Below are 21,540 nucleotides of genomic sequence, written 5' to 3'. Positions count from 1 at the left end.
TCTTAGTTTTTGTAGTTATACTTGTTTTCTGATACGAGATTACCGTCATTATCTTTTACAAATTTCAGTCGGTTAAATTCATCATAATGATAGGTCATGTTGTATCCTCGGGGATCAATCATTTTAATTAATTGTCCTAAAGAATTATAAGCATAACCTGTGATCATCGCGTTGGGATGATCTGCATACAGATCTGGCAGTAAATTTTCTATATCATTTGCTATAGGGATGTCAGCTTGGTCATCAGAAATTGTAGGATTTGCATTTTCAATTTGAGCAATTATCCATCTGTTGTTAGGATGATATATGATTTCTTTATGCAAGTTTTCATTGACCAGAACTTTAGTTGGTTTAGCCAAGTTGTTATAGCTTTGATATTTTATCCTATTGATAAAGGGATTATTTGCTTTGGACTGATATACGTTATAAGGTAATGGTCCAAGGCCATCAAAACTTTTAAAACTAGTAATAACAGTAGATAATTTTTGGGTGTTTTTAAAACGCTCTATCCGAATCGGTATAGAAATTTTATTTTGATCCACCATAGCATCATATCCAGCCTTTTCCTCGTTATTATATATGTCAAGGTCTGGTAGATTGCCTAATTGATAATCTTTTGGATAGTAATAATGGATTGTCAAATTCTCTGTTGCTTCATTGTTTAGCTCCACAGATCTGAGTAGATAATCAATATCAGCGTCATGAGTGTAGTTTTTAGAAGTCTTTATAGATCCGTTAGAATAATAGTTATATACTATTTCTGATGCTAAAAAACCTCCACGCCCATTAATAGTTCTTCCTATGAGCTGTTTAGTAGCGGATTTTGGATCTAGATTACAATCCGCAAGGTTTGCTGGTCTATTAGGATGATTACTTGAAGTACATATTTCTGGTGGAGCAGCTTCGTTAATTACGACATCATTACTACATTCAAAACAAGATAGGTTTCCTGGATATGTTCCTTCATAAACCTGACCATTAGAATTGTTGTAATATACTTTGTATAAGTATTTGTTTTCTTCATTTAACTGAAATACTAAACCAGGAGAAGAAAAAACCGGATAATCCTCATAGGTAAATGCTCTAGACGATCTTAACCTTCTATAAGCATCGAATACATCTATAGTTTTAGGTTTTCCAATTTTGTAATCAGAAAAATAATTGTTTCCTAATCGATCCGGAACGATACCATGACGCCCTGTATGATAGGTAGTAATAGTATATCCATTTTTAGGAACGGATAATAATCTTGGTTGATCAGGGTCAGTTTCTTCAATTAAAATATCACCTTCGTCAGGAGGTGTTCCTATTGGAGGAGTACTTCCGTCATACTGATCTTCTAATACGCGATTGTATTCATATACTTTTTGGTAAACAATATGGTTTTGTGGCGAACCTGCTGCAGTTGCTTTTCTAACTACTGTTTTAGTATCTATAAAACCTTGATTAGCTTTAAAAATTTTGGAGGAGCTATAACTTACTAAAGAAGGTTTATACAATTCTCTACCACTAGAAAATCCATTGCCCAATCCGGTATCATACTGATATTCTTTTGAAGTCAATTTTGTGTCATTATGGTCATAGTTTGCTATAGATTTTAGGCGTAACCCAGGCTTGGTACTAGTAACTACTTCATATTCCTGAGAACGTCTATCAATGACTTCAATACCTACCGAAGTTCCTTCTTGCTTGTTAGCTATGGTAATTTGGTAATATCCAGAAGCAAAATATACATTGTTATCAGTGTAATCTCCTACCGTAGTATTGGGAAACCAACTAAAACTAGGATTTGGTAAAGAGCCACCTCCCCAGCCAATGAAACCATCATATACTACGGTGTTATTTGGTCTTTTAATGATCCAGGCATCATATAACTGACTTCCAGAATTTGTGAATTTAATGTCATATTTACCACTTTCAGGAATATATAACATTTTGGATTGCACTTTAGGAGGTTGTATATACTTATCCCTACAAAGACCTCTACAATCAAAAGTACTAGTGCCGCCAGAAACTATAACCTTTTCTAAAGTAATCGGATCTGCAGCTAAAGTTTTAGAAATTTGATGATTTTCAAAATTGAATATAGAGTATCCTCCTGTTGGATATATCACTTTTTTTAGCACACCTACATTAGATACAGCAGCGTTTGGATTACGATCTGCTCCAGCTATCTGGAGGTTGTTTTCCTCAATCTTTGGGAATAATGTGGTATTGTTTTTACCATTATAATATCCCATATAATCTTGAGCTTTCGAATTTCTTGCAGGAACAGCTGTTGGACTATAATACTCAAAACCAAACTTTTTATTTAACAAGTCATCGGCGTTTTTGAACGCCACAACATCTAGTTTTAATTTAATTTTTAAATGATCCCAATTAGAAACTGTTTGTGGATTGTTAGCTAGCGCAGATGGGCCAAAATAACTATGCTGCAGGTCGACGCTTTGTACAAGATCATTTATGTTTGTCTTATGATTGTATTGATATATATCGATGGCATCAATAACATTTTGTACAGAAGTATAGGTGTTGTTGGTGCGATTTACCTGTCTGTAATCATATCGATCACTTAAATTGATGTCATAAATTTGTCGTCCATTATAAGAAACACTGGTTAGAAAAAGTTGTTTAATACTTATATCAGGTGTAATACTACTGATATTGTCGATTCCATGATTAACCTGATTTGGTTTAATAGTTGTGGAGGCAATTTCATATTCTTGTGCTATAACGATCTCACTGCTATAAGGTTGTTGTTCATACTGAAATGTATAAATGTCTGCTCTATTGGGAGATTCAATTTTTGTTAGTACCCAAGAAGAATTATATATCTGTAATAGGCTATAAGAATTAAAAGAACTGTCATCTCCAATTTTTCTAGTTTGTTCAGCCATTTCAAAATGGTAACGACTGCCATCCTCTCCTGTAATAATCCATCCTTGAATATCCTGATTTGACGAAGAAGGAAATCCTCCAATGAGTTCAACTTGTATTCGCGGATTAGAAATAACTTTGGCTTCCATTCCACCACTAATATCAAATGCAATTACTTCATTAATTCCTAATGCATTCAAAGTAAAATAATCAGGATGTACATCAATACGGCCTTTTTCTATGTCCTTTGTCCATTCATAATGATCTTTTGCAGAAGAGACACTGCCAAACATACCGCCTTGACCATAATAGTTTTGTAAACTAGCTCTTGTATCTGCATCAAAAACAGTTTGACCACTGATACCGTTATCGGGTAATCCATTGACCACTCTGGAAATTCTACCACCTAGATTCAAATTCCATCCTAAACCAGCTCCTGTAGCCACTTGGGATACTTTGATATTCTGATCATAAGATAAACTCATGGGGAGCGACATCTCTGCTCCAGTATGTGTAAATAATGGTAAGGAATATCCTAAATTACCGGTGTAACTGTTTACGGGAACTTGTCCATATTGCATAAAAGCATATGCCTCAGGAGACAGAGGGGTTGGGATTGAACGACTGAGTTCACTTACATAGTCGAATCCAGCATTAGTTTGGTTGTCTTGAGCCCAACAAGAAATTCCTATGATTATTAAAAAAGTGGTAATATATTTTTGTATAAACATTTTTCTTCTTTTTGAGGAATTATTTCTTTTCTAATAGAGATTCAATCTTTGCAAGTCTCGCTTCGAGTTCGCTATTTTTAGCTTTTACTTCTTGTAGTCTTTTAATTTCCTTTTCTTGGTAATCAAGTTTCTTCTCCTGCGCAATTGTATATAAGGTAAGCTCTTCAATTTTCTCTAATAGTTTAGCATTCATTTCACCTAATTGGATACCATTTTGCTCCACTTCAGCAGCAGATGGAATGTTGATGAGGTGTCCTTTTTGGTCAATATGGTTTTCTACTTGTCTTAGAGTAGGTAATTCATAAGCATCTTCAAATACATAGTCTGGCCAACTATTTTGTAAAGCCACTTTTATTTCTTCTGCGATAACTTTTCCCGCTACTGCTAATTTGTATCCTTGGGATTGGTGGTGCCTATACCTACATTACCCTCGTTGTTGATAATCATTCGGGTAGCAGGAGTAATGGTTTGACCGCTTGAGGTATTCTCCCTATTTGCGTAGAAATAAAGATGTCCCCAGGATGCTTTAACTCCAGCATAACCATAACTATTGGTGTGAGAATATGGAGTGAAAAGTTTATTATGGTCGGTACCACCATTTTGAATCGCTAAGTTGGTTCCAAATACAGCATTCCCTCCACTTGATCCCGAGATGGTAGCACCAAAATTATTTCCTACTACGACTTGGGCGTTTGGAGCAGAAACTCCTAAGCCTAAATTTCCCTTATAGTCCATTAGAAGATCATTTTCTCCAAAATTTAATCGTCCAAATTTAGCAGTAAGTAAAACAGACCCTTCGCCATTAGGCAAAGTTCCTTCGAAAAGTGTACCTCCGGTCCAGGCTGAGCTGTCCAAATAAACATCGAGTAAAGGAATATTTATAGTAAAATTTACTTCCAAATAAGAGCTCGTGCTATCATAGGTAATTCGAGCATCATACCAATGCCCATTATCGGATATAGAAGTTAGATTTAATCCTCCATAATTGCTCCATCCCTTAAACCAAGAAATGGTTGCTACTCTTGGAGTAGTAGCGCCACCTTTAGTCATAAGAGTAATTTTATTATAGCCTCTTCCAGCTCCTCCATCTAGTTTAGCAACTCTTTTCCAACCTGGACTGTCAACAGTTACTGTTTTACTTATGTGGGTTTGAGCATTTATTACGAATGTGAAAAGGCACATTAAAAATAACAATGAGTTTTTCATAATTTAAAAATTGATTATATGATGTATTTTCCTTGAAATTCTCTCATTTAGAAAAGAATTATATAAGATAGTTTCAAAACGAAGGGATATGTTACTATAGAAATTATGATTATTTGCTATCCAGAATTTTGTTTAGTTTTTCTTCTAAAATTTTGATTCGATCTTTCTGTTCCTTTAATTCTTTCTCCTGCGCAATCGTATACAAAGTCAATTCTTCGATTTTTTCGAGGAGTTTAGCATTCATTTCCCCTAATTGAATCCCGTTTTGCGCTACTTCTGCAGCAGATGGAATGTTGATCAGATGTCCTTTTTGATCAATATGATTTTCCACTTCTTGTAAAGTTGGCAATGCATATGAATCTTCGAATACAAAGTCTGGCCAACTATTTTGTAAAGCCACTTTTATTTCTTCTGCGACAACTTTTCCCGCTACTGCTAATTTGTATCCCTGGGTATTGGTGGTGCCTATACCAACGTTACCGTAGTTGTTTACATAAAAAGTAGATATCCATTCTCCATTTTGCCAATTTTTATAACCTATATTAAAACTACCTAGGGAATCATCCCCTATTCTTAATTTTACCACAGCATTATCAACGCCAGCATCTTCTCGAAAAATTGCGGTATAATCAGAATTAGATCCTAAATCAGGATCTATTAATACTAATTCTTTAGATTGGATACTACCATTCACGTCTAATTTTCTAGAAGGAGAAGTAGTCCCAATCCCTACATTACCTCCATTAAAATAGGTTATACCATTGGATGCAATTTGAAATTTATTCTGAAAACTAGAATTCCTTCCTATTATATAGCCATGTTCATTTCCATTTAACGAAATTATGTAACTACCTCCCTTTTGCACATTAATAAAACTCTGTCCTGATATAGTTCCATTAACGTCTAATTTTCTGGAAGGAGAATTGGTTCCAATACCTACATTACCATTAGAGGTAAGCGTCATTATATCTGACCATGTAGAAGAATTATGTCTTCCTTGGAAATTTAGTAAAGTTTGACCTCCAGGATCAGTATTAAGAATTCTATGGCCAAAACCAGAACCATAATTAGATGTATACCAGGTTATAGATTTATTTGTGCTGTAATTGGCAGTTAGGTTATCGAAGTTGGTGTTTTGCCCAAAAACATTAATGCTTGATATTAAAATGCACAAAAAGAACAATGAGTTTCTCATAATTTAAAAATTAACTATGTTATGATATTTTTTTAATACTCTTTTTATTCAAGAAAGGCGACAAAAGTAATAGTTGTATATGAATACGATCAGCAAGAAATCAGATTGTTATCAACAAAATTTGATTAAATTCTGTATTAATATTTTTTCGATTTCCCTTACAACTTCTTCCTTTTTATTCAGAGTACTATTAGGTAGTGTCGAAAAGAGAAGAAATGTTACTATAGAAATTACACTTTTTTAGAAAAAAGTTTTGGATGGGTGTTGGATATTGGATTTTTTAGGAGATTATAGTTTTCCCTCTTCCTAATTCGGTCATAAGACTTCTGTCTTCTATTGATGAAAAAAAAGGAAAAAACTATTTAGGCTTTATCAAATGGGAGAAAAACGTATTACAACTGTTCTTTAATCTTTAACAATTGAGCACGTATAGATTCTAATTTTCGGATGATATCAAAGCTATCTAAAGCTTCTTGCTTTTGTTCTTTAAGGTGAGTTTTAGCACCTTCTAAGGTAAAACCTCGTTCTTTTACCAAATGGTAGATAAGCTCTAAATTTTTAATGTCTTCTGGAGTAAACTTTCGATTTCCTTTGGCATTTTTTTTAGGTTTTAAAATATCAAATTCATTTTCCCAAAAACGGATAAGAGAAGCATTTACATCAAATGCATCAGCTACTTCACCAATACCATAATATAATTTTTTGGGTAAGTCTACGTACATATTTAGTTCTCTTTTTGTTGGGTAAAACTCCCATCTTCTTTAAATACCAAATTGCTTTCTGGAAAATCTTCCTCTGTCAATTTTTTAATTTCTTTTAGAGCTCTTTTTTTGTCATCCATAAACGGATAGATCTCATCAATCTGTTTAGCAGAATGTAATTTGCCTTGGATAAAATTACCTTCCGGATCGATATCGATCTCTGCTATGGGTGCATATCCTTTAATTCCAGTTAAATTAAATCTAGAATAAGTGCAAAAATTTCCTAAACTATAAGCAATAAATTTGTTATTATATACTTCAAAAGCTCTGGAAACGTGCGGTCCATGGCCTAAAATAACGTCTGCTCCTGCATCTATTAATGTATGTGCAAACAGGTATACATTACCGCGATCTTCACCGTAAAAACGTTCTGTTTTTCTAGGTACATGCGTATGATCCGATCCTTCTGCACCACCGTGGAAAGAAACAATTACAATATCTGCTTTTTCCTTCAGTTCCTTTACAATCCTTTTTGCTTTGGTTAAGTTATGAATTTTTACGCAATCTTTGTTTGGGGCAAAGGCACAAAATCCGTACGTGATTCCATTTTTTTCGAAAATAGTAGATTCCTGTGCGAAAATTCCAGCATAGGCAATGTTATGTTTCTCTAAAGTTTTAGCCGTGTTTTTGATACCTATAGCTCCAAAATCACCAATATGGTTATTCGCAACACTCATCACATCAAATCCGCTTTCCTCTAAATATTGACCAAAGAATTCCGGAGAACGAAACGAGTAACATTTAGAAGGGTCAGAACAACGCTTGGCATTTTTACCTTCGTCAGTAAGCGTGCCTTCTAGATTTCCAAAAAGAATATCTGCTTGTTGCAATACTATGTTCACATCATCGAATGGTCCTTTGTCTTTTGGAGGTAGGTAACTTTCGTTAGGAAAATTGGTTCCCATCATGATATCTCCAACAGCCATGAGTTTTATGCTTTTGGGAGCAGACAGTTTTTCCATTTCTAGTTTAAAATCCTCCACAATTGTGGTCATGGAGTCAATGGCTTCTTTTGAAAATTTCTGAGCTTGTATTGTAGTGCTAAAACCAATTAGAATTACAAAAAGAAGTGCTTTGCGCATATAGACTAGTCTAAAGTTTCATTAATAAGAGAAGAAGCTTTTAGCATTTCATTAAATTCCTCAGAAGTTAAACTTCCATAATAGAAGTTACGAGGATTAATACGTTCACCATCTTTAAATATTTCATAATGAAGGTGAGGCGCTACGGATCTACCGGTACTACCTACGTATCCAATAATATCTCCACGTTTTACTTTCTGTCCTTTCTTTACATTGTATTTGCTTAAATGAGCATACAAACTAACATAGTTAAACCCGTGATCTATTCTTATATGTTTTCCGTAACCACTTGAGTTTGCATCTGCACGAGTAACTGTTCCATTTCCAGAAGCATAAATTGGGGTTCCTGTAGCTGCAGAAAAATCCATTCCATAGTGAAACTTTCGGGCTTTGGTAAAAGGGTCACTTCTCCATCCATAACCAGAGGCCATACGTTTTAGATCAGAATTTTCGATCGGTTGAATTGCGGGAATCGTAGCAAGTAATTCTTCTTTCTGTTCTGCTAATTCTTTAATCTCATCTAAAGATATAGATTGAACAGCGATTTGTTTGGTAAGTTTATCTATTTGTTTTTGGCTTTCAATAATCATTTCAGAGTTATCGTAACCTTCATAACCTTTGTATCTATTTACTCCACCGAATCCAGCATTTCGTACTTCTTCAGGAATTGGTGGTGCACCAAAATATAAGCGGTAAATATTATCATCTCTTTCTGCAATTTCAGCAAGAACAGCATGATCTTTTTTCAATTGCTTGTTCATAAGTTCATATTGCAGTTTCATATTGTCTAATTCCCTTTTATATGCTTTCTCTTTAGGAGTTTCTAATTGAGGAATATTTAGGTAGATTACCAGAAGGATGAAGCCTGCTAAAAAAGCACCAAGAATCCCCAAGATGGCAAAACCAAATTTACGACCCTTTTTTTGCTCAATTCTACGATAAGATAGCGTCTCGCTATCGTAGTAATATTTAACCTTTGACATAATCTAAAATATACTATTTTTGCAGGATGTTAGCCAAAAACAGGCTAATTTATACTTTGAGGCTGCAACAAATATAATAAATTGTCGCAAAGTCCAGAAAAAACTGACAATTATCGATGGTGTCGGGAAGTTAGAACTATCGATAACTAACTGATAAGAAATAAAATAGAAGAAAAATGAAATCCCAAGACATCAGAAACCAATTTTTAGCGTTTTTTGAATCCAAAAAACATAGCATAGTGCCTTCTGCACCCATGGTGATCAAAGACGATCCTACACTGATGTTTACCAATGCCGGGATGAACCAGTTTAAAGAGTTCTTTTTAGGAAACGGGATACCAAAAAATAATAGAATTGCAGATACCCAAAAATGTTTGCGAGTAAGTGGTAAGCATAACGATTTGGAAGAAGTGGGGATGGATACGTATCACCATACTATGTTTGAAATGTTAGGGAACTGGAGTTTCGGTGATTACTTTAAAAAGGAAGCGATCGAATGGGCATGGGAACTGCTAACTGATGTTTTCGGTATCGATAAAGATATCTTGTATGTGTCAGTTTTTGAAGGAGCAAAAGATGAAAATCTGGAAATGGATCAAGAAGCATACGATTTGTGGACAAAAATAGTTCCAGAAGATCGTATCATTATGGGGAATAAGAAAGATAATTTCTGGGAGATGGGAGACCAAGGACCTTGTGGACCGTGTTCGGAGATTCACGTAGATCTAAGGTCTGAAGAAGAGAAGATGAAAATTCCTGGACGTGATTTAGTGAATCAGGATGATCCATTAGTAGTAGAGATTTGGAATCTGGTTTTTATGCAGTTTAATCGTAAAGCTGATGGTTCTTTAGAAAAATTACCAGCACAGCATGTGGATACAGGAATGGGATTTGAGCGTTTGTGTATGGCATTGCAAGGAGTAAAGTCTAATTATGATACAGATGTATTTACTCCGTTAATTCGAGAAATAGAAACGATTACGAATAGTACGTATGATAAAGATAGTATCCCAACTGAGGAGAGTGGTAAGGTAAGTGTTGCTATACGGGTAATTGCAGATCACCTTAGGGCAGTATCTTTTTCGATTGCAGATGGACAGTTGCCAAGTAATACAGGTGCTGGATATGTGATTCGTAGAATTCTAAGAAGAGCTATCCGATACGGTTTCACGTTTTTGAATACCAAAGAACCTTTTATCTATAAATTGGTAGATACGCTTAGCAATCAGATGAGTGATGCTTTTCCAGAATTGAAATCTCAGAAAAACTTAATTGTCAATGTAATTAAGGAAGAAGAAAATTCTTTTCTAAGAACCTTGGACCAAGGATTAGTGTTGTTGGATAATGTAATCAAGAATACCAAAGGAAAAGTAGTTTCGGGAGAAAAAGCATTTGAGCTGTATGATACCTATGGTTTTCCAAAAGATTTAACGGCACTTATTTTAAGTGAACAAGGATACGAATATGATGAAGCGAGTTTTGAAGTAGAGTTACAAAAACAAAAAGACCGTTCCAGAGCTGCTTCTGAAGTAAAAGCAGGAGACTGGGAAATTTTATTGCCAGATGCTGAAGAAGAATTTATCGGATACGATCATACTACGGGAGATGCTAAAATATCTCGCTATCGTAAAGTAAATAGTAAGAAAGATGGAGAACTGTATCAATTAGTACTAGATCAAACTCCGTTCTATCCAGAAGGTGGAGGTCAAGTAGGTGATAAAGGATATTTAGAAGTTGCCAATGGAGATGTGGTATATATTGTTGATACTAAAAAAGAGAACAATTTGATTATCCATTTTGCTAAAAGTTTGCCGAAGCATTTAGGAGAAACTTACAAGGCAGTAGTGGATACAAAACAACGTACCAGAACCGCTTCTAATCATACGGCAACACACTTATTACATCAGGCATTGCGCACTGTTTTGGGAACTCATGTGGCTCAAAAGGGTTCGATGGTACATAGTGGGAATTTGAGATTTGATTTCTCTCATTTTTCTAAAGTATCTGCAGATGAGTTACAGCAAGTAGAAGATTTTGTGAATGCTAGAATTAGAGAAGGATTGCCATTAGAAGAAAAACGAAGTATATCTTATGATCAAGCAATTGCAGAAGGTGCAATAGCATTATTCGGAGAGAAATATGGGGATTCAGTAAGAGCAATTCGTTTTGGAGAGTCTATGGAATTATGTGGAGGAATTCACGTGCAAAACACTAGTGATATTTGGCATTTTAAAATTACTTCTGAAAGTGCTGTTGCTGCAGGAATTCGAAGAATAGAGGCCATCACGAGTGATGCTGCTAAAGATTATTTTACAAATCAATCGGAAGCTTTTTCGGAAGTAAAAGCAGTATTGAAAAATGCAAAAGATCCTGTAAAAGCAATTACTGCTTTGCAAGAGGAGAATGCAAGTCTTAAAAAACAAATAGAAGCGCTTCTTAAAGACAAAGCCAAAAATCTAAAAGGAGACCTAAAAGCTGAGTTTGAAGAAGTAAATGGAATTCAGTTTTTAAGTAAAAAAGTAGATCTAGATCCAGCAGGAATTAAAGATCTATCCTTTGAATTAGGTGGAGAAGTGTCAAATGCATTTATGCTTTTTGGAGCAGATAATAACGGTAAAGCATTATTGTCTTGTTATATCTCTAAAAACCTGGTTGAAGAGAAAGGGCTTAATGCTGGTAAGGTGGTTCGCGAACTTGGAAAATATATCCAAGGTGGTGGCGGTGGTCAACCGTTTTTTGCAACTGCAGGTGGTAAAAATCCAGCAGGTATCGAAGAAGCTTTAGAAAAAGTAAAAGAATATTTAAACTGATAGCTCGTTAAGATGTAGAGTGAAACCTTATTTGCGTCTCTGTGAGATATAACATATATGAACTTACAAACCAACATACCCTTAAAACCTCAGCAACCTAAAATCAATTATGATTCTAATCTAGTGTTACTAGGATCGTGTTTTGCTGAAAATATTGGAGAGAAGTTCTCGTACTTTAAATATAAGTCTTTAGTAAACCCTTTCGGTATACTTTTTCATCCTAAAGCTATTGAGACATTTTTGTGGATGGCTACTCAGCAGGAAAAGTATACCGAAACGGATTTATTTTTTCATAACGAACGATGGCATTGCTTTGATGCACATTCTAAATTGAGTCACCCAGATCAAAAAACAGTGTTGAATACACTAAATCAAGGGTTGGATCATACGTATAATGATATGCTGTCTGCTACGCATATTTGTATAACTCTAGGAACAGCCTGGGTATATCGACTGCAAGCGTTAGACATGATTGTAGCAAATTGTCATAAAATTCCTCAAAAAGAGTTTTCTAAAGAAATATTGTCCGTTGCCGAAGTAGTGCAATGTTTGCAGAATAGTGTTGGTTTGATCAGAAGTTTTAATCCAGATGTTCAGATAATTTTTACAGTATCTCCTGTTAGACATAGTAAAGACGGTTTTGTAGAAAATAATCGTAGCAAGTCGCATCTTATCGCTGCAATACATCAGATTATTAGCGTTGATCAGAATAGTACTTATTTTCCTTCCTATGAGATTATGATGGATGAACTTAGGGATTATCGATTTTATAAAGAAGATATGATTCATCCCAGTTCACTAGCTATTGATTATATCTGGGAACGTTTTAAGCAAACCTGGATTGATGAAAATGCCCTGCTGACTATGGATAAGGTAAATGAAATACAAAACGGGATAGCACATCGACCTTTTAATCCCGATAGCGACCAACATCATCAGTTTCTTCAGAAATTAGAACAAAAAAAACTACAAATCCAGCAGCAATATTCTTTTATTAAGTTCTAATTTAGGAAACCAGATAATAATTGTAGACTTCCTGCCAATATTCCTGCACCAAGAGAAGTGGTATTGTAAGGATTGTCCCAATTTCTTCGATCTACAGAATAAGATGTAAATGGGTCAAATAAGAATTCATGAGTAAAAGCATTGCTCGTAACCGCAACAAATGGACGAGATCTTGAGATTCCAAAAACTGGGTAATCAGAAATTCTTGAGGCACCAAAAAAAAGTCTATAGTCTACATTATTCTTACTGATTCCTGTTAATTGATAGTTCTTAGACACAGAAACGGGAATAGAATCTATAATTAAAGTTTTCTGAACGTTTTTTTTCTTTGTCAATGACGGATTTTGTAGCGATTGCGCAGGTAGTATTTGAATACAAACAAAGCAAACGACGCAGAATAAAAGATTAAAATTTTTCATATTTCAAAAGGTTAGTAGGTTTTGAAGAAAAATAGCATCAAAAAATATTCCATAAATATACACTATAAAATGTTAACCTTTTGATTTATTGAAAGACAAAAGGAAGGATAGATATAAGTATAAAAGTCTTTATTGTGAGGTTTTTTTACGTGAGATCGGGTGATGACTACGGTGGTTGCGCCCGATCTTTATCTAATGACTTCTCCTTAATTCCTCTTCTAATAAAACAATTTTAGTTTCTAAATCATGAAGCCTGTCATAAACATCTACAGGTTCAGGCATTTGTTTGGAAGCGAACATGGTAACATACCAAGCTTCCATAATTTCCTCAGAATTTATTGTGTAGGTAGGATAGTTTCCGTTTTTATTGTCAGATTTTAGAATAAGCTTACCTCTTTCTTCAATGCGATTGATTACTCGTTTTAACACAATACCGTCATTCTTACTTACAATTACGTAGATCCTTCCGTCTTTTATATCCTGTAAATCTTCCACATACTTCCCAAAAACCAAATCTCCATCAAAAAAAGTACGCACCATGGAATTTCCTTGTACTTCAAAACATCTAAAGGTTCCATTGGTAAGATGAGGCATATTAAAAGAAGGAAGTGTTTCTATAAATTCAGTATCTCCATATCCATCTAAATAACCAGCACGTGCTTTTATGGGTACGTAAACTACATTTTCGTCTCCTTCTTGATTTACAGCAACAACTTGCGGAATTCCACCATATGTTGAAATTTCTTGTTGTTTTTGTTTTAATATTTGATTGCTTTTACCAAAAAGATACTCAGGATCTATAGAAAATTCTTCAATCATACGTTCTAATAAATCGTACCCAGGTTTGGTTCGTTTTCTAGAGCCGTCAGATTGCAGTCTTCCTGTGGTAATGCTATCTATTGTTGTACTGGTGACTCCTATGCGTTTGGCAAAAGAATGATTATTTAATCCAAAAAAATCTATTATCTCCCTTATTTTCGTGTCAATTTCTACCATTTTCCCATTCTTTTTGTTAAAAACATATGATGAAAATAAAATTAAACATTTTACGGAATTTTTCTGCATTTTGTTGTAAATTTCTGTAAAATGTTGTATATTTGTACTGTAATTAGTTGCTAAAATACGAAAAAGAATTCATAATCAAACATTTGTATTAATTCTATTGCAACATTTTCAGGTGAAATAGTATAAGACGTCGTGCTAAAATCACTTTAGACGGGTAACTGTTCAAACTTTTGTTTGAATAGGGTGATGTTTTTGTGTCTAATTTTAAAATAAGAGACCTATGCAACGAAGTAAACTGTTATTAGAAAAGCGTAAACAGTTTGTTCATAATTATGTACAAAACAATTCAGAAAAACAAATGAAAGTCATCGTTGAAGAGCTGATAGAACAGCTCTTCATTTCCGAAAAAACAATTTATAATATTTTAAAAGACTAAATATGAGTCAAAACATTAAGAATACACTGTATCGATTTGTTACAATGCGCTCTGCAGAGCTAATTGGAGATGAAGAAAAGAGAATTGGATTTATCAGTTATCCAGAGGCTCAAACAGATGTTGCTGTGGCTTCCGCTTTGATCACAGATGAGAGTGCGGATGTTTCTCGAAACGAATTAACTGCAGTTGCTTCTATATATGTTCCTAAATTTAAAACTGTAGAGGATGTTAAAAAAGCATTTCCAGATTTGGCTGAATTTGCAAAATGGTTAATTACAAATAGAACCAAATTAACAGTCGCAGAAACAGATGACAGAGTAGCTGATGTGGCTGGTGAAACCTTATCAACTATAGCCTTAAAATCGCTTTGGGATGATTTGCACAATAGTATTCTAACAAGTGGCTCTCCATATCTAAGAGATTTGTTACTTTCTATTATTGTAGCGGATTATTTTATCAAACAATCTGTACGATTAGAAAAAACCGATGAAGCTTACAGAAAGATGGCACAATCACGGGTGATCATTGACAAATCTTTATTCGAAAATAATGATGACGAAGGATCTGATCCTCTTCCAACTCCGGTAGTGATGGCAAAGGATTTTCAGAAAGAAATGGATATTGCTACAGCTATCGAGAAAAATGAAGAGTTGAGTTTGATTTTAAAAGAAGTTGAACGTGCAGAAACAGTGTATGTAAGGGAAAATGAAAAGGCTAGAGAAATTTACCAAAGAGATTATGATGGGTTGGTTTCAAAAGCGTATAAGGATGCTACGATTATTGATAAAATTATAGAAGATCCTGGATCGGGAAATAATGTTGTAGTTCAGGAATATGAAAATCTAGTCCTTCCAGAATATGATTTTTCTATCACTAATGAGTTGGAAGATCCTAAGGTGTTAGCATTATTGGGAGATAAAACTAAAAGTTACATAAATACTTTAGTTTCAGACTTAGCAATAGACTCTTTAGAAGAAGTGAAAGATGTGATCAATGATCAGATCAAACAAAATGCTGAGGTTATTTCTGAAAACACCTCATCAGGAACCAAACAAGTGAGTGTTTTGGGAGCAACATTACCAGTGTCAGAAATCAATCCTGGACAAGCATTTACATTTAGTTGCTGTTCTTTGTCAGAATTGGGAAGTAATCGATATTCTATTATCATGACGATTAAAGTTCCTGATACATCCTTAGATGTTACCAGTACTTTGTATCATATGAACTATGTAGATGGGACATCGAATACGAATGGATTTTTTAGACAAAGAAAATTTAATAATAGTATTTCTTTAAGCCTATATTCTGGAATCGTAATTGATAAACCTGTTAGTAATTTCAAAGGGAATATAACCTTCTCAAATGGTGCGAAATACAAATTCAATATTCCAGATTTTACACCCACTCAATGTGCTACAGGATCATTAATTCTAGTCTCTGGAGGAGATACGGGTACTCCAGAAGAGGAAGTACCAAATGGTTTTGGAATTCAGCGTTTGGGAATTGCAGATTATCGCAAAGTGGAACAAGAAGTTTGTTGCTATGTGCCAGGAGAAGTTTCTCATATCGAGAACATTATGGCCCGTGAGTACAAGGAAAAATCTACTCGAAGATTAAGAAGGCAAGAAGATACGGTAACTGTTGCTACAGAACAAGAATTAGAAACATTAACGGAAACTACTTCCACAGGTCGTTTCGAGATGAATCAAGAGATTGCTTCAGTTCTAGCGCAGGATAGATCATTTGCTGCATCAGCAGGAGTTTCGTATTCTAATGCCGGATTTAATGCTAGTGCTAATGCAAGTTTTGCAAGTAATACTAGCAAAGAAGAATCTGATATTCAGGCGGTAAGTCAAGCAAGAGAAGTAACAGAACGAGCCTTAGATCGCGTAGTTCAAAAAGTGAGAGAAGAGCGAGTTACCAAGGTAATTGAGGAATACGAAGAAAATAGCTCGCATGGTTTCGATAACCGAGAAGGAGATAAGCATATTTCTGGAGTATATCGTTGGGTTGATAAAATTTACAATAATAGAATCCTTAATTATGGGAAGCGTTTAATGTATGAGTTTATGGTGCCTGAACCTGCTGCTTTTCACGATCTGGCGGTTAAACTAAAAGGAGATAGCGATGCAGAAGTATTGGTAAAACCATTAGATCCTAGAACAGCTTCAGGAACAATGAATCTTAAAGATTTTAGGAAGATTACTGATAGTACTTTAGCGCATTGGGCAGGGATTTACAATGTAGAAGTCGATAGTATTGCAAAAGAAATGAATGTTTCTGATTCATTTAGTGTAACTGGAACCAGTTATTTAAGCTCGCACAACTATCCTGGTGCAAGTGACTTTAGTCTAAGAATTCCAGAAGGGTACAAAGCTACTAGAGCTTATGTAAATGGAGGTTATGTGTTTGTTCCAAATAGAATAGAGCTAAGTTATGCTACGATTTCTGTAGGTGATAAAAGTTTTAGCCTTTCCGGAAGAGCGTATTGGGATCAGGAGAGAACCTTGTATCTAAATGGTGTAGAAAATGAATTAGGAGTTTCTGTAATTGGTTCTGATGTTGGAGGAATTCGTGTGAATGTTGTTGCAAAATGTGTTTTAACAGAAAAGGCTAAGCAACAATGGCAAATGGATTCTTTTGGTAAAATTATCGAGGCATATGAAGCTAAGTTAGCAGAATATGAAGAGAAATTAGCAGAACAAAAGCAATTACAAGAAGAAACCTTCAAGACCAATCCAGGATTCTATCGCCAAATAGAAAAAACCGTTTTACGCAAGAATTGTATCACATATTTATTAGGTCATGAAAATATGGGACTCAATATGTTCACTGGTAACCAGAATAAGCTAGATGAATATCGTCCAGATCATACGAGTGATCGATTAGATGCGTATGCTGCCAAAGTAAAGTTCTTCGAGCAAGCCTTCGAATGGGATATTATGAGCTATCAATTTTATCCATTTTATTGGGCAAGTAAAAATAATTGGTCTAAGCGATACATTATCGAGAATAACGATCCACTATTCAAAGCATTCTTGCAAAGTGGTATGGCCAGAGTTATCGTAACAGTAAGACCTGGATTCGAAGAAATGGTTAACTGGTATTTAGCAACAGGTCAAATCTGGAATGGTGGACAAGTGCCAACAATTGATGATCCCGAGTTTGTGTCTATCGTAGAAGAATTACGTAACCCAGAAAGTGTAGTTGAAGAAACTTGGGAAACAAGAGTTCCTACCTCGCTTACTGTAATTCAAGCAGGATCTATAGGTCTCAATGTAGAAGGATTACCATGCGATGATGATTGTGCCGATTGGACACAGTTTGACTCTGATCGCAATCCTATCCAGCAAACCGATAATCTTATTGGAGGTAATGAGACTTTACAAGGAGTAGGTACTGATATTATTGGAGAAACAGCGGTTTCATAATCCCAACAATTATAAAGGAATGATGAGTTATAAAACCTGAAAAATGGTTTGCTATTCATCGCATACAAGTGTCCCTATTCTTGGGGATAGGGATGCTGTATGCCCTAAAATAAGTGTTAATACAAAAGAAATTAATTATGTATGCATACGATTATGGGGTTAGGAATTTTAATAAAAAATATCAACCCTTTCCCAATATAACGGTTTTCAATGATCAAATAGAAGTACTAGACCAGTCCAGTTCATTGTTCTCAGAAGTTCTTATTTATAAACAAGTTACTTTGGATGAGAACAACGATTCTTACGCAAGAATTACGCCTTCAGGAATCGAATATTCAGATCTTTTTATAAAAGAATATTTGCAAAAGTTTGGCCAATTTCAATCAACAGGAGAAACGAGAAATATTGTTGGGTTTTCTGCCCAAAGAGAAATTTTTGAGTTTAAAGGAAATTACTTCGTTTTCAATCCTGAAATTGTGATTTTAGATGAGGTGGTTATTACTGCTAAAGGAACAGGTAACAAGAAAAAATTCGCACCAGATCTTACGCTGTTGAGTGAGCAATTGCAAGGGTCGGAATTATCAGTGATTTTATTTTTTACCAAAGATGGAGCAAAACTAGAACGTGCTTATCAAAAAATAGATCAATTCGGTGCGAATGAGATTGTCATGTTTGTAGAAAAAGACGATGCTTATAACACCTTTGGTTCTGTGATACGAGTAAATTCTGGTGATGAGATTACTGAAAGCACTGAAATTCCATTTAATGATATTGCCAAATTAACCAAAACCTTTGAAATTGGAGTTAATTCTTCTGCAATTAAAGAAGTGTTAGAAGATCACGTAAAAGACAAAGACAGTGTTTTTTATCTGATTCGAAATGTATTTCAAAAAGGGATTGAAGTAGTAAACATTCCTGCCAATTTTGCTTTAGAAAAAGTAACAGATGCAATGGATGCTGTTTCCAAAGGTATCGAAGATAACCTGAAGATAGGAAGTAAATACTGGAAAGCGTATGATCAAGAAGGAAATCCTGATAAAACTTATAGTCCAATACTTCCAGGTTTTGAATTGATAGAACAATTAGAAACACTGAATGAGAATATAGATTATGATCAGTTATTAAGTGGATTTACTCAAAAGTTGGATGCTTTGGAGAGTCAGTTGCAAACAGGAATTGATAAAATCCCTTTTCAGTTGATTCGTGATTTTGTAAAAGAAAAAGTAAGTGTCCTTTTTGACTTTATTAATGAAGGGAAATCGTTTCTAAAAGAAGTGTCTTCACGGGTACTGTTGTTTACCAAAAGCTATTTTATTTTTCTCAATTCTTTTTTAGTAGGACTGATCAATAGTTTGGTTGATGTCATTAAAGGTATTTTTGATCTGATAGGGTTGATCTGCAAGATTGTTATAGGAATCAATAAAGCACAAGAGCAAACTGCCAAAACTCCAGCATCTATGTTTAGCTTATTTGTGGAGCTTTTCGAAAATGCTATGGAGACTACTGCAAAATTATTTACGCTAAAAAATATCAAAGCTTTTTTCAAGTTTATGATTGGGCTTTTTGTGAAATTCCTGACGTCTCCACCATCTATTTCATCTGATAAATTAGGATATGGAATCGGATATTTAATCGGGTTTATTGTCGAAGAGGTGGTGTTTGCGATTCTTACTGGAGGTGCAAAAACCGTAGGAACAGCCCTAAAACTGGCTGCAGATTCGTACAAGAACTTAGTTAAGGGAGTATATCGCGCAACCAAAAAAACGATCAAATTTACAATCGATGGCATTTTAACCATCATCAGAGAAATACAAAAACAACTGAATGATTTTCCAAAGCTTTTAGATGATTTAGGGAAATGGTTGGATGAGGTTTTGCAGGTGGGGAGGAAATTTTTGGATGAAGCTTATAAAAAACTATTAAGTTTTGAAGAACAAAGACTTCTGAAAAAGATGGGATTCACGCCAACAAAGTTTGATAACGGAATATTAACACTTTGCCCTTTGGGTAAATAATCCCTTTAATAAATGAGAAAATGGTTTAAAAAACTTCTCAGTTGTTGGGAAGTAAAACAAGATGTTAGAGATTCTAAATCGAACTTACGTCAAAATCCACACCTAAAGGTTGTCTACAAAAAGGATACGAGTTTAGTGTTGGGATGTTTTAGTGTACTTACAAAAGGTAAAAAGAAAGTTCTTAATTGGAAAGGTAACGAATTGGTTATCGAAAATAAACCATTTCAGATCAGAAAAGAGCTTAGTAGAATTGAAAAAGAAGCTAAAAAGGCAAATAAGAGTGTTACTAAATACCTTGATGATACAATCAAACTACGAAAAGCTTCTAAATTTGTTTCTGAATACCTTCAATTAAGGAAAAAGTATTTAGCTTTGAGTAAGAGACAATTATATGCTCTTTGGGATGATACAAATATTGTGAGCAGAGAAGTCTTAAGTGAAAAAGAATTGTTTAATTTATATTTTAAATATTTCAATAAATATCTTCGAAGAAGTAAAAAAGGGAATAAACTAAAAAGTAGATTAGAAGGACGAAATTTTGCTGAGTTTGAAATCAAACGTTTTGATGATAATGGAAAATTAGTTGAAAGAACTTTGGAGTTATCACATTCAGGACCTGATAGAATAGATACAGACTTTTTAGACGTTGTAACAGATTCCAAATTTCTTAGAAATGTAGAAGATTTTGAAGGTGTGCGAAGAGGGTTAGATTCAGAAGTTCGTTTTATTTATAATTTTATTCAAGAGCATTTGCCTAAAAAAGGTACTTTTGAGATTACAACAAAAAATATCTTTATTGCTTGTGATAGTTGTAAACGAGAGCTGTTAATGTTGCAAGAGTTAATAAAGGATAGAGGGACAATAAAAGTTGTATCTGTTGATACTATTAAGGGTACTAGAGATTTAAAAAATTATTTAAGAATTAAATAATATGGAAATTAAATATTTAAAGAGTTTTGCGGATCATCCCACATTAGCTGGTTGGACGAATAAGGGGCTTAGTGTAGCTCAAATACAAAAGTTGGAAACTCAGTATTTAAATGGAGTTCAGTTTCCAAGTAGCTATAGAGAGTTTTTGTTTATAGCTGGAGAGCGTACTTATATTGAGGCAGATATATTAGATTGGGATTGGATGATAGAGGAAGCAGAAGAGCGATTTGAGGAAAATAATATTCCTTATTTTGAGAGGCCGATTTGGATTACGGATCAAGTTGACGCGTGTAATCAATTTGGTTTCATTTATTTAGATGAAAATGTTGAAGATCCGATAATTTATAACTGCCGTCCAGGGTATGTGAAATTAGGGGATAAACTCATTGAACCAAGGCCACAAGGGAAATTCAGTAATTATATTAGGACTTGTGTTGAAAGAGCTAAAGTAATCGATGATTCTTTGCGCAAAAGAAAGGAACAAGGACTTCTTTAATAATCGATTTGTTAATATCAAAACCGCTCAATCTGAGCGGTTTTTTTATTCTGGGAGGGTTTAATACCCCGAGGCTTGCCTCGCATGAAAAAAAATAGTAATCTTGAGCGTGAGCTCAAGCATCCATATTCATAAAAGTCACAATGTTTCCCTGTTGT

General features: G+C 34.5%; 16 protein-coding genes. 7 read left to right on the top strand and 9 right to left on the bottom strand.

Annotated elements, in window-relative coordinates:
* Positions 1–2: 2 nt before the first annotated feature.
* The 7 genes from ACWNT5_RS13390 to ACWNT5_RS13360 all read right to left on the bottom strand — a co-directional run bounded on the left by ACWNT5_RS13390 (position 3) and on the right by ACWNT5_RS13360 (position 8,835).
* A complete protein-coding gene (locus ACWNT5_RS13390) occupies positions 3–3,608 on the bottom strand; it encodes an RHS repeat domain-containing protein (protein WP_299606083.1) in 3,606 nt (1,201 codons plus the stop codon).
* A 19-nt stretch (positions 3,609–3,627) separates the two neighbouring features.
* Positions 3,628–3,957: a hypothetical protein gene (locus ACWNT5_RS13385; protein WP_456517607.1), complete on the bottom strand. Its 330-nt coding sequence runs from the start codon at positions 3,955–3,957 to the stop codon at positions 3,628–3,630.
* Positions 3,958–3,992: 35 nt separating this feature from the next.
* The gene (locus ACWNT5_RS13380) at positions 3,993–4,814 is read right to left on the bottom strand and encodes a hypothetical protein (RefSeq protein WP_456517606.1); all 822 of its coding nucleotides are present in this window, start codon (positions 4,812–4,814) and stop codon (positions 3,993–3,995) included.
* Between the two features lie 109 nt (positions 4,815–4,923).
* Positions 4,924–6,009 (bottom strand): hypothetical protein, encoded by a 1,086-nt coding sequence (locus ACWNT5_RS13375; protein WP_299606087.1) that lies wholly within the window; start codon positions 6,007–6,009, stop codon positions 4,924–4,926.
* 392 nt (positions 6,010–6,401) lie between these two features.
* Entirely contained in the window at positions 6,402–6,731 is a 330-nt protein-coding gene (locus tag ACWNT5_RS13370; RefSeq protein ID WP_456517605.1) for a MerR family transcriptional regulator, read from the bottom strand.
* A 2-nt stretch (positions 6,732–6,733) separates the two neighbouring features.
* Positions 6,734–7,852, bottom strand: a complete 1,119-nt coding sequence (locus tag ACWNT5_RS13365; RefSeq protein ID WP_299606093.1) for a CapA family protein — start codon at positions 7,850–7,852, stop codon at positions 6,734–6,736.
* Between the two features lie 5 nt (positions 7,853–7,857).
* Positions 7,858–8,835, bottom strand: a complete 978-nt coding sequence (locus ACWNT5_RS13360) for a M23 family metallopeptidase (RefSeq protein ID WP_299606096.1) — start codon at positions 8,833–8,835, stop codon at positions 7,858–7,860.
* A gap of 176 nt (positions 8,836–9,011) precedes the next feature.
* Between ACWNT5_RS13360 and alaS the strand changes: the two genes are divergently transcribed.
* Together alaS and ACWNT5_RS13350 are read left to right on the top strand one after the other, a co-directional pair.
* On the top strand, positions 9,012–11,645 hold the full coding sequence (gene alaS / locus ACWNT5_RS13355; protein WP_456517604.1) for an alanine--tRNA ligase: 2,634 nt from the start codon (positions 9,012–9,014) through the stop codon (positions 11,643–11,645).
* Between the two features lie 57 nt (positions 11,646–11,702).
* Complete coding sequence (locus ACWNT5_RS13350) at positions 11,703–12,650, top strand: GSCFA domain-containing protein (RefSeq protein WP_456517603.1); 948 nt, start codon at positions 11,703–11,705, stop codon at positions 12,648–12,650.
* Here ACWNT5_RS13350 and ACWNT5_RS13345 read toward each other — a convergent pair.
* Both ACWNT5_RS13345 and ACWNT5_RS13340 read right to left on the bottom strand, forming a co-directional pair.
* On the bottom strand, positions 12,647–13,069 hold the full coding sequence (locus tag ACWNT5_RS13345; RefSeq protein ID WP_299898469.1) for a hypothetical protein: 423 nt from the start codon (positions 13,067–13,069) through the stop codon (positions 12,647–12,649). The two genes, ACWNT5_RS13350 and ACWNT5_RS13345, sit on opposite strands and share 4 nt — an antisense overlap.
* A gap of 192 nt (positions 13,070–13,261) precedes the next feature.
* A complete protein-coding gene (locus ACWNT5_RS13340) occupies positions 13,262–14,065 on the bottom strand; it encodes a S24 family peptidase (RefSeq protein ID WP_299606108.1) in 804 nt (267 codons plus the stop codon).
* A 289-nt stretch (positions 14,066–14,354) separates the two neighbouring features.
* On the opposite strand from ACWNT5_RS13340, the gene ACWNT5_RS13335 reads away from it, so the two are divergent.
* The 5 genes from ACWNT5_RS13335 to ACWNT5_RS13315 all read left to right on the top strand — a co-directional run bounded on the left by ACWNT5_RS13335 (position 14,355) and on the right by ACWNT5_RS13315 (position 21,382).
* Positions 14,355–14,510 (top strand): hypothetical protein, encoded by a 156-nt coding sequence (locus ACWNT5_RS13335; protein WP_299606110.1) that lies wholly within the window; start codon positions 14,355–14,357, stop codon positions 14,508–14,510.
* Positions 14,511–14,512: 2 nt separating this feature from the next.
* A complete protein-coding gene (locus ACWNT5_RS13330; protein ID WP_456517602.1) occupies positions 14,513–17,941 on the top strand; it encodes a hypothetical protein in 3,429 nt (1,142 codons plus the stop codon).
* A gap of 137 nt (positions 17,942–18,078) precedes the next feature.
* Positions 18,079–19,956 carry a hypothetical protein gene (locus ACWNT5_RS13325; RefSeq protein WP_456517601.1) on the top strand — a complete coding sequence of 626 codons (1,878 nt, stop codon included), beginning with the start codon at positions 18,079–18,081 and terminating at the stop codon, positions 19,954–19,956.
* 12 nt (positions 19,957–19,968) lie between these two features.
* Complete coding sequence (locus ACWNT5_RS13320) at positions 19,969–20,886, top strand: hypothetical protein (RefSeq protein ID WP_299606119.1); 918 nt, start codon at positions 19,969–19,971, stop codon at positions 20,884–20,886.
* A gap of 1 nt (position 20,887) precedes the next feature.
* Complete coding sequence (locus ACWNT5_RS13315) at positions 20,888–21,382, top strand: SMI1/KNR4 family protein (RefSeq protein ID WP_299606121.1); 495 nt, start codon at positions 20,888–20,890, stop codon at positions 21,380–21,382.
* Positions 21,383–21,540 lie beyond the last annotated feature (158 nt).

Source organism: Aquimarina sp. 433, from assembly GCF_054054605.1.
The sequence above is the reverse complement of the archived record's forward strand: the minus strand, read 5'-3'. Positions and strand labels throughout refer to the sequence as shown.